The organism is Campylobacter sp. CNRCH_2014_2452 (assembly GCF_025772865.1).
Lineage (GTDB): Bacteria > Campylobacterota > Campylobacteria > Campylobacterales > Campylobacteraceae > Campylobacter_D > Campylobacter_D lari_D.
This window is the reverse complement of record NZ_JAKMSX010000006.1, coordinates 110,303-124,464: the sequence shown is the minus strand read 5'-3', so window position 1 is coordinate 124,464 and position 14,162 is coordinate 110,303. Positions and strand designations below refer to the sequence as shown.

The following is a 14,162-nucleotide window of genomic DNA, read 5'->3' as shown; positions in this document are numbered from 1 at the left end:
TGATTTTAGTTGTATTTAAGATATTTTTTGACATAGTAAAAAAGGTATTAACTTAAATTTTAAAACTATAAAAAGGAAAATCATGTTAAAAACAAGTTTTAAAAAGGCAGTATTTTTACCAAGTATTAGTATTATAGTTGTTTTAAGCCTTAGTTGTATTTTCTTGCCTAAACTTACAAATGATTTTATCAATCATATAAAAAGTGGAATTTTTGCAAATTTTTCATGGTTTTATATATTAAGTGTGAGCTTTTTTGTGTGTTTTATGCTCGCACTTGCACTTTCAAAATTTGGCGATATTAAACTCGGCGATGATGATGAAAAACCTCATTTTAAATTTACTTCTTGGCTTGCTATGCTTTTTGCTACGGGTATGGGCGTGGGGCTTATGTATTTTGGTGTGGCTGAACCTCTCATACATAAAAAAGCCTTGCAAACAAGCGATGAAGAAGCTATGCTACATACTATCTTTCACTGGGGAATTCACCCATGGGCTATTTATGGGGTGTGTGCTTTGGCTATGGCGTATTTTGGTTTTAGATATAAAATGCCTCTTAGTTTGCGTAGTGCTTTTTACCCTTTGCTTAAAGATAAAATTTATGGTTTTTGGGGAAATTTGGTTGATATGCTTGCTTTAATTGTTACGGTTTTTGGCATTAGCACCACACTTGGTTATAGTGCATCTCAACTAAATGCGGGCTTTTCAAATTTGGGTATTTTAAACGGACAAAGCTTTTTAGAACAAAGCGTGATTATAATCATCATTATTTCTTTAGCCACGCTCTCATCGATTAGTGGCTTAACAAAGGGTTTAAAAATTTTAAGTGAAGCAAATTTAGTTTTTGCAGTGTGTTTAATGCTTTTTGTGCTTTTTTCAACAAATACCATCCAAATTCTTTCACAATTTAGCTCTAATATTGGAAATTATTTGCAAAATTTAATTTCTTTGAGCTTTAAGACTTATTATTATGAAAAAGAACATATAGAATGGTTTAATAATTGGACTATTTATTATTGGGCTTGGTGGCTTAGTTGGGCGCCTTTTGTGGGCTTTTTCATTGCTAAGATTTCTCGTGGTAGAACGATAAGGGAATTTATTTTTGGCGTGCTTGTAGTGCCTACTAGTTTTAATATACTTTGGTTTAGCATTTTTGGCAATAGTGCTTTAAATTTCAATGATATTTTAAGTCCTTTTACTTCAGCACCTGAAAGTTTGCTTTTTTATTTTTTACAAAATTTTTCTTTTTCTTATTTTAGTTCTTTGCTTGCGCTTTTGGTTTTAGCTTTGTTTTTCATCACTTCAGCAGATAGTGGGATATTTGTGTTAAATTCTTTAAGTAGTGGTGGCGCTCATGAGCCATACAAATGGCAAAATATCCTTTGGGGTTTTGTGCTTGCGCTTTTAGCTACTTCTTTGCTGTATTCAGGCGGCTTGGGAGCGATTTTAAGTATCACTATGATAGTGGCTTTACCTTTTGCATTTTTGCTTTGTTTGATGTGTTTTTCATTGCTTAAAGGCTTAATTGTAGATGTGAATTACTCTTTAACTAAGCTTAGTCAAAGTAGTGTGTATTTTACAGGAGAATTTTGGCAAGAAAGACTTGCTAGAATTTTAAAACAAAGCAAAGAACAAGATATACAAAATTTCTTAAATACCAAAGTTAAAAATGCTATGGAATCACTCAGCCAAAGTCTAAAAAACTACGGCTTGAAAACACAGATCGTTCAAGAAAAATCAAGTATAAGTTTGATTATAAAAAAAGAATTTGCAAAAGATTTTATCTATGGAGTGCAAGTGGTAAAAAAACAAGCAAGCCAAAGCATAATCGATGATAAATTTATGCCAACTTATTCTAAAGAATTTATCTTTGAGCCACAAACTTTCTTTGCTGATTCGCGTAATGGTTATAATATAGAGTATTTAAACGAGCAAGAAATCATCGTAGATATACTAAAGCAATATGAGAGGTATTTGCAACTTTTATTTGATGATAAAAATGAAATTTTTACCAAAGCTTATGATTAAAAAGCGTTATAATTACACTTTATTCTTATAAGAAAGGCCTTTTATGTTGAGATTTTTTTTAATGTTTTTTTGTGCTTTAAATCTTTTTGCTATTACGCCAAAAGATACGATCGTTATAGCAGTGGAAAATGAGCCAGAGCGTATAAATCCGCTTTTTAGTGAAGATCATGATGTGGCAATTGCTCTTGTGTTTTCAGGACTTACACGCTTTGATGAAAATATGAGCTTAGCGCCTGATCTTGCTAGATCTTGGAAAGTTAGTAAAGATGGGCTTGTTTATGAATTTACTTTAAGAGATGATATATTGTGGCATGATGGGACTAAATTTAGTGCCAAAGATGTGGAATTTAGTATAAATGCTTTAAAAGATGAGAAGTTAAATTCACCCTCAAAGGTAAATTTTGACGCAGTTAAAGAAGTAAAAATCATCGATGATTATCGTTTGGCCATCACACTTTCAAAGCCTTTTCCTGCATTTTTAGACGCTTTGAGTGTGGGAATTTTACCAAAACATTTACTTGAAAAAGAAAATTTAAATACTACTAAATTTAATCAAATGCCTATAGGAACAGGACCATATAAGCTAAAACAATGGAAAAAAGGTCAATACATGATCTTAGAAGCAAATGAAAATTATCATTTAGCTAAGGTAAAAACACCAAAACTCATACTAAAACATATTAAAGATCCAAGTATTAGTGCTATTGAGCTTAAAAATGGTTCTATTGATGTAGCTTTAGTTGATTTTGCTCTAGCTTCAAATTTTGCAAATGATAAAAACTTTAAAATGCTTATAGAGCCTTCGGCTGATTATCGTGCTTTGATGTTTAATTTTAATCATGAGTTTTTAAAAGATCAAAATGTGCGTTTAGCACTAAATTATGCTATCGATAAAAAAGCTATTGTGGATTCTCTTTTGCATTCTTTTGGAAAAGTAGCAAATCATCCTTTGGAAAAATCATGGGCAAATCCTAAAGAATTTGCAACTTATACTTATGATGTAAAAAAAGCAAATGAGCTTTTAGCAAAAGCAGGCTTTGTGAAAAACAAAAATGGAATTTTAGAAAAAAATGGCAAAGAATTTAGCTTTGAAATGTATGCTATGAGTGAAGATCCACTAAGAATAGCTTTGGTAAATATCTTACAAAGTGAGTTTTTAAAGCTTGGCATTAAGGCAAAGGCAGTTGCTAAGCCGAGTGGAAGTTTTGACTATACTAAGATTGACAGCTTTTTGGTAGGTTGGGGTAGTCCTTATGATCCTGATTTTCATACTTTTAGAGTTTTTGAAAGCTCTCAAGATAGTGCTTTAAACTCTAGTGGATGGAATTTTGGTCATTATCAAAATGCTAAAGTTGATGAAGCTTTGATAAAAGCTAGAAATTCACTTGATGTAAATGAAAGAAAAAAATACTATAAAGAATTTATTGACGCTTTATATAAAGATCCTGCATTTTTATTTATAGCTTATATTGATTATCCTTTAGTTTTTGCTAAAAATATCCAAGGTATAAAACCTCATATTTTAGGTCATCATGGGGTAGGTTTTACTTGGAATGCTTATGAGTGGAGCAAAAATTAGTGCTAAAACTCATTTTTAAACGCCTTTTATGGGCGTTTTTTTTGATGATTTTTGCAAGTTTTTTATGTTTTGTGATGATTTATCATGCTAAAGGAAGTGTGGTTTTTGCTAGTGTGCCTCAAGGAACTAGCCTTAAAATAAAAGAAGAAATCGAGCATAATTTAAATTTAGACAAGCCTTTATTAGAGCAGTATGAAAATTGGCTTTTTAATGCCATGAAAGGCGACTTTTCCTACTCTTTAATCAGTGGAGAAAAGGTTAGTGAAATTTTAAAAGAAAAACTTCCCTATACCATCATACTAGGAAGTTTGGCTTTTTTTATACTTTTTGTGTTGTCTTTGGTTTTAGCACTTTTTTGCGTTCTTTATAAAGATAGTTTTTTGGATAAAATTATTACCTTTTCAACGATGAGTTTTTTTGCATTGCCTACTTTTTCTTTATCGCTAATGCTTATTTTGGTTTTTGCTGTATTTTTTAAGCTTTTTCCAAGTTCGGCTATTGCTGATATTGGCTTTGAAGATGATGTATTTAATCGTTTGTGGCATTTGTTTTTACCAGTATGTGCTTTAGTGCTTTCACATTTAGCTGTTTTTGTGCGTTTTATAAGGACAAGTTTGATTGATAGTTTAAATCAGGGCTTTATAGAAAGTGCTTTTGCAAGAGGACTTAGTAAAAAAAGAATTTATTTGCATTTTGTATTAAAAGATGCTTTTGCTTCTATACTCGCGTATTTTAGTGCTTCCTTTGTGAGTTTTTTAATGGGAACTTATATAGTAGAAAGTGTGTTTTCTTATGAGGGTGTTGGAAATTTAGTGATTAAAAGTATATTGTTTAAAGACTATCCTGTGGTGCTAGCTGTGGTAATTTTTAGCATTTTAGTGGTAGTGCTTGTAAATTTGATCGTAGAGATAATTTGCAAGATGATTAATCCAAGGTTTGCCAATGCGTAAGTTTTATGTGATGATGATTTTACTAAGTTTCATTTTAGCACTTTTTGTACCTTTAATAAGCTCTTATGATCCTAATTTAGTGGATTTAAGCAAGGCTAAAATAGCCCCAAATTTAAGTCATATTTTTGGCACAGATTTACTTGGTAGAGATATTTTTACGCGTATTTTATATGCCTTGCGTGTTTCTTTATTTGTAGGGGTAATGGCAGCATTTTTTAGCGTGCTTTTTGCTTGTGTTTATGTGTTTTTAACAAGATTTTTTGCTTATGCCTTTTTCGCTAGAGTGCTTGATATGCTTTTGGCTTTACCTTCTTTACTTGTGATTATGTTTTTTCAAAGTTTTTTGGCAGGATCTTTGTGGAGTATGATTTTTATCATCGCTTTGGGGCATTTTGCTTTTGTGGCAAAAGTACTTGATACTCAGCTTAATAAATTTCAAAAACTTGAGTTTTATCAAAATGCTATCATTCTAGGCTCTAGTAAGATGAAAGCTTTATTTAGTGAGCTTTTACCTGCTTGTTGGAATTTGCTTTTTGTGCTTTTTGTTTTAAATATCGCTCATGCTATTACAAGTGAAGCTACTTTAAGCTTTTTTGGCTTGGGTGTAGAGCTTTGGACTCCAAGTTTGGGAAATATGTTAAATGAAGCAAGTAAGGCTGTGTTTTTAGGATTTTGGTGGATGATAGTTTTTCCAGCGGCCTTTATACTTATGCTTATCCTACCTTTGCTTGCTTTGGGTAATGATTTACAAGAAGAGATTAAAGCATGATAGAAATTGCAAATTTAAATCTTAGCTTTAAAGATAAGATCTTATTAAAAGATATAAATCTTAATTTAAAAGATGGTAAAGCTTTGGCTATCATGGGTAAAAGTGGAGCGGGAAAAAGCTTGCTTTTAAAAAGCATGATTAAGCTTTTTGATAAACACTATAAACTCAATGCACAAAAATTTAGGATAGATCAAAAAGATATTTTAATTTTAAAAGAAAAAGAGCTAAATATTTTAAGAACTAAGGTAAATTTACTTTTTCAAGATGTTTATGGGAGTTTTTATCCTCTTGTTGATATAGGGAGTTATTTTAATATAGTTTTAAAAACTCATACTAATTTAAGCACAAAAGAGATTAAAGAGAAGGCCTTTTATTATTTTGAGTGTTTAGGGCTTAAAAATCATGATCTTTTATGGCATTCTTTTATATATCAGTTAAGTGGTGGTATGGCAAGACGCATTCAAATAGCTCTAGCTTTACTAAGCGAGGCTAAGTATTTATTGTGTGATGAGATTACAAGCTCACTTGATAGAGCTAATGAAGAAAAAATCATCGCTATTTTAAAAGAGTTAAAAACACAATTTAAAAATCTCATTTTCATTACTCATGATATAAATTTAGCTAAAGAGCTTTGTGATGAGATGGCTATTATAGAAGATAAAACTTTGATTTATCAAATGCCCGTGAAAGAGTTTTTAAGCAATCCAAAAGGTGTTTTTGCTAAAGAATTGTTAAATTATTTTGAGAATGAGAATGTTTTTAGAAGTTAAAAATTTAAGCAAATCTTATAAATTTAAAAAACATTGGTATTTAAAGGAAGAGGAAATTTTTGTTTTTAAAGATGTGAGTTTTTCTCTAAATCAAAATGAAAATTTATTGCTTTGTGGGGAAAGTGGTAGTGGTAAAAGCACTTTAGCTAAAATTCTTTGTATGCTTGAATGTGCAAATACTGGAGAGGTTTTGTTTGAAAATGAAAATATATTAAATTTAGATTTTAACGCTCAAAGAAAATTACGCCAAAAAATTCAATATATTTTCCAAGATCAAAAGCTAGCTTTAAATCCTTACAAAAGTGCCAAAAGACTTTTGATTGATGTGTATGAAAATTTTAAACTTAAGCCCGATTTTGGAGAACTTTTTAAACTTTTTGATGCTTTTGAGCTTGAAAAAGATATTTTAAATTTAAAACCTTCTAAATTAAGTGGCGGTCAAAGCCAAAGATTAGGTTTGATTAGAGCTTTGCTTTTAAAACCAAAATTGCTTATTTTAGATGAAATCACAGCAGCACTTGATATACCAACTGCTTGTAAAATTCTAAATTATTTATATGCTTTTCAAAAAAAATACGATATTACTTATATTTTTATTTCTCATCAGGAAAAAATCTTACAAGATATTTGCCATAAAAAAATGTATTTATAATAAAGATAAAAACTGTTTCATTTTGAAATACATAAAAATTTATTTTTTTGATAATAAGTTTTTATATAGCTAAATTGAAGTAAAATAAATTTAATTATGCTTAAATAAAAGGTTTATTATGACGCACGCAACTATAGAGCATCAATACTTTGGCATCTTTGCAATGCTTGTTATTGCAAGTGTTATATTTTTTACTTTGGTGTATATTTCTTCTAAAATAGGTTCTAAGCTAGCCTCTCATAATAGAAAAAAACTTGGACTAGGAATTTATGAGTGCGGGCCTATGGCCTCTAAACAAGCAAATAAAATCAATTCTCAATTTTTTGTTTTTGCTTTGATTTTTATTTTGCTTGATATTGAAGTGGTGTTTTTATTTCCTTGGGCGGTGATTTTTAAAGATTTAACCGCAGAACTTTCAAAATATGGCTTATCTTTATTTGCCTTAGTGGAAGTGTTTGTTTTTATTTTATTACTTGCAGTAGGCTTTTTATATGCTTATAAAAAAGGAGCATTTGCATGGCAGAGTATCAAAAAATGAGTAATGCGCCAGTTGTTTTAACTACGGTTGATAAGTTAGTGCAATGGGGTAGAAGTAATTCTTTATGGGCACTATCTTATGGACTTGCTTGTTGTGCTATTGAAATGATGGCAGCAGGTGGTGCAAGATATGATTTTGATAGATTTGGAACAATTTTTAGAGCAAGTCCAAGACAATCTGAAGTAATGATTATAGCGGGTACTTTAAGTAAAAAACATGCTGAATTTACAAGAAGACTTTATGATCAAATGCCTGATCCTAAATGGGTTATTTCTATGGGTTCTTGTGCAAATACCGGTGGTATGTTTAATACCTATTCTACTGTCCAAGGAGTGGATAGAATTATTCCTGTTGATATTTATGTACCAGGCTGTGCCCCGCGTCCTGAAACTTTTCAATTTGCTTTGATGATTTTGCAAAAAAGAATTCGTAAAGAAAAAGCAAGCAGAAAAATAGCTCCAAAAAGGCTTATATGATGAGAAAATATAGCGATAAGAAAAATACTCAGCTAAAAAATTATTATGAAGATAGATTTTACCATGCACCTGCAACTAAAAAGCTAAGCACAGAGAGTAGTGCTTTTGAGAGTGATCATCAAATTTTAAGCCAAGAATTTGAGTTAAAAAATTCTTTTATAGAGCTTGATTTTTGGGTGATTGAGATAAACAAAGATGATAATGTTGCTATTCTTGATAAGCTTAAGAATTTAGGTTATAGCTGTTTTACTGACGCAAGTGCGATTGATTTTGTCGCTCAAAAACAAGGTTTTGAAGTGTATTATCAGCTTTTAAATATGGAGAAAAATTTAAGAGTGAGAATAAAAACTTTCGTTGGTTTAAAAGAAAGGCTTCAAAGTGTTATGAGGGTTTTTAAAGGTGCTAATTGGTGTGAGAGAGAAATATATGATATGTTTGGAATTTTCATCATCAATCATCCAAATTTAAAAAGACTTTTAATGCCTGATGATTGGTATGGACATCCTTTTTTAAAAAGCTATCCTTTGCATGGTGATGAATTTGCTAAGTGGTATGAGATAGATAAAATTTTTGGAAAAGAATACCGCGAGGTTGTAGGTGAAGAAAATAGAGATCCAGGTTTTGTAGATGAAAAAGACACGCTAAACTTTAGTAGAATTTATCATGAGGTTGGTAAAGGCGAAGCTCCAAGAGAGGATAAATATCTACAAGAATATCAAGAAGAAGGTGGCGTGCCTTTTGTGAAAAAAGCCAAAAGAACGCAAGTAAAAATTTTAGATAAGAGAAGATAAAATGCAAATTTCTACTAAATTAAAACCTTATTATGAAAATATAAGCTTTGAGCGTGAAGATGGCACCATGATAGTAAATCTTGGCCCTCAACATCCAAGTGCTCATGGAAATTTACGCCTTATTTTAGAGCTTGATGGAGAAGAAATCACCAAGGCTGCTCCTTGTATAGGTTATATGCATCGTGGTATGGAAAAAATGGCTGAAAATATGATCTATCAAGAGTTTATCCCAACTACTGATAGAATGGATTATATCGCAGCTAGTGCAAATAATTATGCCTATGTAGCTGCTGTGGAAAAACTTTGTGGTTTGGAAATTCCACGCAGAGCAAGTGTGATAAGGATGATTTTACTTGAGTTAAACCGTATTACTTCGCATTTGTTATGGCTTGCTACACATGCGCTTGATATTGGTGCGATGACAGTATTTTTATACTGCTTTAGAGAGCGTGAGTATGTGCTTGATCTAATAGAAAAATATTGCGGGGCAAGACTTACGCATTCATCTATGAGAATAGGTGGGGTAATGCTTGATTTACCTGAAGGTTTTTTAGATGAACTTTTGGTATTTTGTAATAAATTTCCAAATGATATAAAAGATTATGAAGCTTTGCTTGATGATAATAGAATTTGGCGTGCAAGAACTGAAAATGTAGGAGTTGTAAGCAAAGAACAAGCACTAAGTTGGGGTTGTAGTGGGGTTATGCTAAGAGGAAGTGGTATTGCTTATGATGTTAGAAAAGAAGAGCCTTATTTGCTTTATGATGAGGTAGATTTTGGCGTGCCTGTGGCCAAAATGGGTGATTCTTATGCAAGATATAAGGTTTATATGCAAGAATTTAGAGAAAGTTTAAAAATTTTAGTTCAATGTGCTAAGCTTTATCAAGATACTCCGCCTGAAATTTTATGCAATCATCCTGAATATGTAAGCGCTTCAAAAGAGCAAATCATGACGCAAAATTATTCTCTTATGCAACATTTTGTCCTAGTAACCCAAGGTCTAAAACCACCAAAAGGAGAGGTGTATGTGCCAACTGAAAGTCCAAAAGGCGAACTTGGATTTTTTATCCACTCAGATGGTAGCGGTAGGCCATATAGATTAAGAGCTAGAACCCCAAGCTTTTTTCATTGTGCATTTTTAGAAGAAATGCTTGTTGGATCATATTTGGCTGATGCAGTGGCAATTTTAGGAAGTATTAATATAGTTTTAGGCGAGATAGACCGATGAGACGCGTGGATTTAAGAAAAAGTCAAGATTTGTTTAAGGATTTAGAGCAAATCATTCAAAATGCTTATATGGGTGAAGTTTTAGTAGTTTTATTTGAAATAGGAGATTTTTCTAGTGTAGAAAAAAGTTTTGCTTTCATAAAAGAGCAAAATTGTGAACTTTTAAATTCTTTAAAATTTAATCAAGTAGATTGGACTATAGTTTTTAAAAAGGTAGGACAATGAAATTAGCAAAATATCAAGAAGGTTTAAATGCTTTGTGTTTTGTGGATTTGCTTTCTTTAAAAAATTCTTCACTTTGCGCTAAGCTTAACAAAAGTAAAAATTATAATATTTCTTGTTTAGAGGATAAAAATTTAAAAGCAAACTTTTATAAATGTGAGATTGCAAGTGCGCCTTTCGTGCTTGCTTTGCTTTGTAAGATGAGCTTGGAGACTGAATTTAACGAATTTGATGAGGGGTATTTAAGTGCTGAATCTTGCTTTGGTGAAGAAGAAGCTTTAGAGATTTTAGAGTTTTTAAAAGAAGCAAAATGTATTATTTTTGATGAAAATTTATATCAACATAAAGATTTTGAAAATATTAAGTATTTTTTAGAAAAACTTTGTCATAAATTTAATCTTTTGCTAATTTGCTCTAATGAAAATGAAGAAAATTTATCAATACAAAATTCTTTTAGTGAGCTTTTAGAACTTGATAATTTTGATGGAACTATTATCATGCAAGCACCTTTGGGAGACAAAAATTTGCATTGCTCTTCTTCTTTTGCTTTAATTGCTAAGGTTAAGGATGGGGATAAAATTAATTTAAAAATAAACACTCAAGAATTTACAACTATAGTAAAAATCAATCATGATTTGAAAGGCACGGTGGCTTTGTTTGATTATGAAAGCGCTGATTTTGCTTTTTCAAAAGCTCAAGTTAAGGTTATAAAATGAAAGTTATCATTAATGGTATAGAATGTGAGGCAAATGAGGGTGAGTATATCTTAAATGTCGCAAGAAAAAATGATATTTTCATTCCTGCAATTTGTTATTTAAATGGTTGTTCTCCAACACTTGCTTGTCGTATGTGTATGGTAGAAGCTGATGGTAAAAAGGTTTATTCTTGCAATACTAAAGTTAAAGAAGGTATGGTAGTAGAGAGTGATTTATCAAATTTATGGGATGAGCGTAATGCTATCATGCAAGCATATTGCATCAACCACCCTTTACAATGTGGGGTATGTGATAAATCCGGTGAGTGTGAGCTTCAAAACTTTACACACAAAGCAAGAGTAAATGTGCAAAATTATTGGATTAAAGATACCCATAAAGAGCATAAAAAATGGGGCGAGATTAATTATGATCCAGCTTTATGTATCGTGTGTGAAAGATGTATCACAGTTTGCAAAGATAAAATAGGAGAAAGTGCTTTAAAAACTACTCCAAGAGGGGCAAGCGCGCCCGATGCAAGCTTTAAAGAAAGTATGAGTAAAGATGCATTAGCTATTTGGACTAAATTTCAAAAGAGTTTAATTGCACCGAGTAGTGGCGATATGCTTGATTGTTCTTTTTGCGGAGAATGTACAAGTGTATGTCCAACGGGAGCTTTGGTGGGTTCGGCTTTTCAATATACATCTAATGCTTGGGAGTTAAAGAAAATTCCAGCTAGTAATCCCCATTCAAGTGATTGTGAGTTGATGTATTATGATATTAAACAAACTAGTATTAATAATCAAAAAGAAAAAATTTATAGAGTGAGTAATGATTTTGCTTTTGCTACGCTAAATAAAGCTGCAAGATATGGTTTTAATACCCAAAATGAAGTTCAAGGTAAAGACGAAAAAGCCTTTGAAAAATTAGTAAATATGATAAAAAATGATGAAATAAAAAATATTTTATTTAATAGTTTTATTACTAATGAAGAAGCTTTAATCTTGCAAAATTTAAGTAAAAAATTTAATCTTAATCTTATAAATCATGAAGCTAAAAAATTCCAAGATTTCCTAGCTTGTTTTTATCAAAATGCAAATGCAATGTATAATGCAAATACAGACGATATCACTCAAAGTGATTTTTTAATCATCGTAGGTTCGTTTTTACGCTATGATGCGCCAACGCTAGGATATAAAGTTAATAACGCTTTGGTAATGAATAAAGGTGCAGGGCTATATTTTCACCCTATAAAAGATAAAGGCGTGGATAAATATTCTAAAAATTTCTTGCAGATTGATCATAATATTAAAGATAATGAAAGTATTTTATTATTTATCTTGCAAAAATTTGCCAAAGAGCTTCCGCAGGATTTTAAAAACACATTAGAAAATGCGTATTATCAAGATACAAAAGAAATAGAAGAAACTATTAATGAAGAAGTTATTGAAAAGATAGAAAAGCAAAATGAAAACGGCGAAACTATTATAGAAGAAGTTAAAAAACTTGTGCCTAAAAAAATTAAAAAAAGCATAGAGGTGCAAAGATCAAATTATGCGAAAAATCTTGGCATAGATGAGGATATTTTAGAAACTTTACTCGCAAAAAAGCAAAAATTTACACTTATTATAGGAAGTGATTTTTACTATGATGAGCAAAGTGTTAAGCTAGCAAAATTTTGTGCTTTGGTGCAAAAATATACTGAATTTAAAGTCTTTTTAAATCCAACTTGTACTAATACCTTAGGTGTGAGTTTAATTTGTGATTTAAGTCAAGATTTTCAAGCAGGAAAAACATTAGGTTATAACGAAAAAGGCGATTTTACTTTTTCTTATGATGGGCATTTTGATCTTGCAAGTTCTAGTTTAAATCAACAAGAAGGTAGCTTTGTAAATTATGATAAAAGATTAGTTCCTACAAATGCGGCTTTAGAATTTAAAGGTTATTTTTTAAATGATTTGGCAAATGCCTTAGGTTTTGATGAAGAATTTACGATCAACTATACTAAATTTTTACCACAAAATAAAGGCTTTAGGGTAATTGACTTTGATGAGTTAGAAAATCATTATGATAATGGTGGGGTAAATCATAGAGGTTATGAGCTTGATTTTTCCCATTTTGAGTTTGAAAAAACATTAAGCATTCAAGAAGTTAAAGAGCAAAATGAAGGAAATTTAACTTTATATCATGCAAATAGCATTCATCAGTTTTCAAAACTTAGTAATAGAGCTTTTAATGAGGTTGGAGCTTTATTTTTATCGTCTGATTTAATGCAAAAATTTGATTTAAACCAAGATGATAGTGTTATTTTAAAAAATGAAAAAACTCAAATTGCTATAAGTGTAAAATGTGATGAATCTTTAGAAAATGGTGCGTATTTAGGGGATTATGATAGTAAGATTGATTATAAATCTTTATTTGATAATACTCGATATGTAAAAGTTTGGCTTGAAAAAGCAGGAGCTAAAATATGAGTGATATTACTTTTTTTATTGTAGAAACAATTATAAAATGTGTGCTTGTTATAGCTATTTTTGCTACTTTAGCAGGCTTGGCAACTTATCTTGAAAGAAAGGCTTTGGCTTTATTTCATCGTCGTTTAGGGCCTGATATGGTAGGTCCTTTTGGATTGCTTCAGGTAGTTGCTGATATGATTAAACTTTTTACTAAAGAGGATATAGTGCCAACTTATGCTCAAAAAGTGGTATTTTTAATTGCTCCATTGATTGCAGCAATTTGTGCTTTTGTAGCAATTGCAGCTATACCTATTTTTCCTGAATTTACTTTATTTGGTAGAGTGATTCGTCCTATTATCGCTGATATTAATGTAGCCTTGCTTTTTGTTGTAGGTATGGGTGGAGTTAGTTTTTATGCGATTTTTTTAGGAGGTTTAGCAAGTAATAATAAATGGTCGCTGCTAGGCGGGGCAAGAGGGCTTGTTTCTATTATCTCTTATGAGAGCGTTGCAGGGCTTTCTTTGGTGTGTGTTGTAATGCTTGTTGGATCTTTGTCTTTAGTAGATATTAATAACTATCAAAGTGATGGCATACTTTCTTGGCTTATTTTTAAACAACCTTTAGCTTTTATTTTATTTGTGATAGCTATTTTTATAGAAACTAATAGAACTCCACTTTGTTTAAGTGAAAACGAAACCGAACTTGTTTCAGGTTATGGCACTGAATATAGCGGACTTAGATGGGGTATGTTTTTTATCGGAGAATATACAGCCATGATTACCGGAGCGATTATGATATCGCTTTTATTTTTGGGTGGATTTAATGATTTTTGGATTATACCAGGGGCTATTATGATGCTTTTGAAAGTGTCTTTTGTGTTCTTTTGGTATTTTTGGGCTAGAGGTGCTTTTCCGCAACTGCGTCCTGATCAAGTAATGAGAATGTGTTATTTGATTTTAATACCTTTAGCGGTTTTAAATTTATTAATTAGTGCTTTAGTACTTGTGATATAGG

14 protein-coding genes are annotated in these 14,162 nt (G+C 31.1%); all 14 read left to right on the top strand.

What is annotated here, in order from left to right; genetic code table 11:
- Window positions 1-82 precede the first annotated feature (82 nt).
- The 14 genes from L8X38_RS05700 to nuoH all read left to right on the top strand — a co-directional run bounded on the left by L8X38_RS05700 (window position 83) and on the right by nuoH (window position 14,161).
- On the top strand, window positions 83-2,026 hold the full coding sequence (locus L8X38_RS05700) for a BCCT family transporter (RefSeq protein ID WP_070255432.1): 1,944 nt from the start codon (window positions 83-85) through the stop codon (window positions 2,024-2,026).
- A 43-nt stretch (window positions 2,027-2,069) separates the two neighbouring features.
- Window positions 2,070-3,605, top strand: coding sequence for an ABC transporter substrate-binding protein (locus tag L8X38_RS05695; protein ID WP_263661521.1), 1,536 nt, complete (start codon window positions 2,070-2,072; stop codon window positions 3,603-3,605).
- A gap of 11 nt (window positions 3,606-3,616) precedes the next feature.
- On the top strand, window positions 3,617-4,555 hold the full coding sequence (locus L8X38_RS05690) for an ABC transporter permease (RefSeq protein WP_318529585.1): 939 nt from the start codon (window positions 3,617-3,619) through the stop codon (window positions 4,553-4,555).
- Window positions 4,548-5,324, top strand: a complete 777-nt coding sequence (locus tag L8X38_RS05685; protein ID WP_263661519.1) for an ABC transporter permease — start codon at window positions 4,548-4,550, stop codon at window positions 5,322-5,324. The genes L8X38_RS05690 and L8X38_RS05685 overlap by 8 nt, the downstream gene beginning before the upstream one ends.
- Window positions 5,321-6,094: an ATP-binding cassette domain-containing protein gene (locus L8X38_RS05680; protein WP_263661518.1), complete on the top strand. Its 774-nt coding sequence runs from the start codon at window positions 5,321-5,323 to the stop codon at window positions 6,092-6,094. Before L8X38_RS05685 ends, L8X38_RS05680 begins: the two co-directional genes overlap by 4 nt.
- Window positions 6,078-6,746 carry an ATP-binding cassette domain-containing protein gene (locus L8X38_RS05675; protein ID WP_263661517.1) on the top strand — a complete coding sequence of 223 codons (669 nt, stop codon included), beginning with the start codon at window positions 6,078-6,080 and terminating at the stop codon, window positions 6,744-6,746. Before L8X38_RS05680 ends, L8X38_RS05675 begins: the two co-directional genes overlap by 17 nt.
- A 118-nt stretch (window positions 6,747-6,864) precedes the next feature.
- Window positions 6,865-7,284 (top strand): NAD(P)H-quinone oxidoreductase subunit 3, encoded by a 420-nt coding sequence (locus tag L8X38_RS05670; RefSeq protein ID WP_220566531.1) that lies wholly within the window; start codon window positions 6,865-6,867, stop codon window positions 7,282-7,284.
- Entirely contained in the window at window positions 7,263-7,760 is a 498-nt protein-coding gene (locus L8X38_RS05665) for a NuoB/complex I 20 kDa subunit family protein (RefSeq protein WP_039619352.1), read from the top strand. The genes L8X38_RS05670 and L8X38_RS05665 overlap by 22 nt, the downstream gene beginning before the upstream one ends.
- Window positions 7,760-8,551 (top strand): NADH-quinone oxidoreductase subunit C, encoded by a 792-nt coding sequence (locus tag L8X38_RS05660; protein ID WP_263661516.1) that lies wholly within the window; start codon window positions 7,760-7,762, stop codon window positions 8,549-8,551. Before L8X38_RS05665 ends, L8X38_RS05660 begins: the two co-directional genes overlap by 1 nt.
- A 1-nt stretch (window position 8,552) precedes the next feature.
- Window positions 8,553-9,779, top strand: coding sequence for an NADH dehydrogenase (quinone) subunit D (gene nuoD, locus L8X38_RS05655; RefSeq protein WP_263661515.1), 1,227 nt, complete (start codon window positions 8,553-8,555; stop codon window positions 9,777-9,779).
- Window positions 9,776-10,003 carry an NADH-ubiquinone oxidoreductase subunit E family protein gene (locus L8X38_RS05650; protein WP_263661514.1) on the top strand — a complete coding sequence of 76 codons (228 nt, stop codon included), beginning with the start codon at window positions 9,776-9,778 and terminating at the stop codon, window positions 10,001-10,003. The genes nuoD and L8X38_RS05650 overlap by 4 nt, the downstream gene beginning before the upstream one ends.
- Window positions 10,000-10,716, top strand: a complete 717-nt coding sequence (locus L8X38_RS05645) for a hypothetical protein (protein ID WP_263661513.1) — start codon at window positions 10,000-10,002, stop codon at window positions 10,714-10,716. The genes L8X38_RS05650 and L8X38_RS05645 overlap by 4 nt, the downstream gene beginning before the upstream one ends.
- On the top strand, window positions 10,713-13,166 hold the full coding sequence (locus L8X38_RS05640; RefSeq protein WP_263661512.1) for an NADH-quinone oxidoreductase subunit G: 2,454 nt from the start codon (window positions 10,713-10,715) through the stop codon (window positions 13,164-13,166). Before L8X38_RS05645 ends, L8X38_RS05640 begins: the two co-directional genes overlap by 4 nt.
- Window positions 13,163-14,161: an NADH-quinone oxidoreductase subunit NuoH gene (nuoH, locus tag L8X38_RS05635; protein WP_133319476.1), complete on the top strand. Its 999-nt coding sequence runs from the start codon at window positions 13,163-13,165 to the stop codon at window positions 14,159-14,161. The genes L8X38_RS05640 and nuoH overlap by 4 nt, the downstream gene beginning before the upstream one ends.
- The last annotated feature ends 1 nt before the right edge of the window (window position 14,162 follow it).

Bases quoted from the DNA above. Each gene is read 5' to 3' on its own strand.
- L8X38_RS05700 (WP_070255432.1), top strand. From the start codon at position 83: ATGTTAAAAACAAGTTTTAAAAAGGCAGTATTTTTACCAAGTATTAGT.
- L8X38_RS05695 (WP_263661521.1), top strand. From the start codon at position 2,070: ATGTTGAGATTTTTTTTAATGTTTTTTTGTGCTTTAAATCTTTTTGCT.
- L8X38_RS05685 (WP_263661519.1), top strand. From the start codon at position 4,548: ATGCGTAAGTTTTATGTGATGATGATTTTACTAAGTTTCATTTTAGCA.
- L8X38_RS05680 (WP_263661518.1), top strand. From the start codon at position 5,321: ATGATAGAAATTGCAAATTTAAATCTTAGCTTTAAAGATAAGATCTTA.
- L8X38_RS05675 (WP_263661517.1), top strand. From the start codon at position 6,078: ATGTTTTTAGAAGTTAAAAATTTAAGCAAATCTTATAAATTTAAAAAA.
- L8X38_RS05670 (WP_220566531.1), top strand. From the start codon at position 6,865: ATGACGCACGCAACTATAGAGCATCAATACTTTGGCATCTTTGCAATG.
- L8X38_RS05665 (WP_039619352.1), top strand. From the start codon at position 7,263: ATGGCAGAGTATCAAAAAATGAGTAATGCGCCAGTTGTTTTAACTACG.
- L8X38_RS05660 (WP_263661516.1), top strand. From the start codon at position 7,760: ATGAGAAAATATAGCGATAAGAAAAATACTCAGCTAAAAAATTATTAT.
- nuoD (WP_263661515.1), top strand. From the start codon at position 8,553: ATGCAAATTTCTACTAAATTAAAACCTTATTATGAAAATATAAGCTTT.
- L8X38_RS05650 (WP_263661514.1), top strand. From the start codon at position 9,776: ATGAGACGCGTGGATTTAAGAAAAAGTCAAGATTTGTTTAAGGATTTA.
- L8X38_RS05645 (WP_263661513.1), top strand. From the start codon at position 10,000: ATGAAATTAGCAAAATATCAAGAAGGTTTAAATGCTTTGTGTTTTGTG.
- L8X38_RS05640 (WP_263661512.1), top strand. From the start codon at position 10,713: ATGAAAGTTATCATTAATGGTATAGAATGTGAGGCAAATGAGGGTGAG.
- nuoH (WP_133319476.1), top strand. From the start codon at position 13,163: ATGAGTGATATTACTTTTTTTATTGTAGAAACAATTATAAAATGTGTG.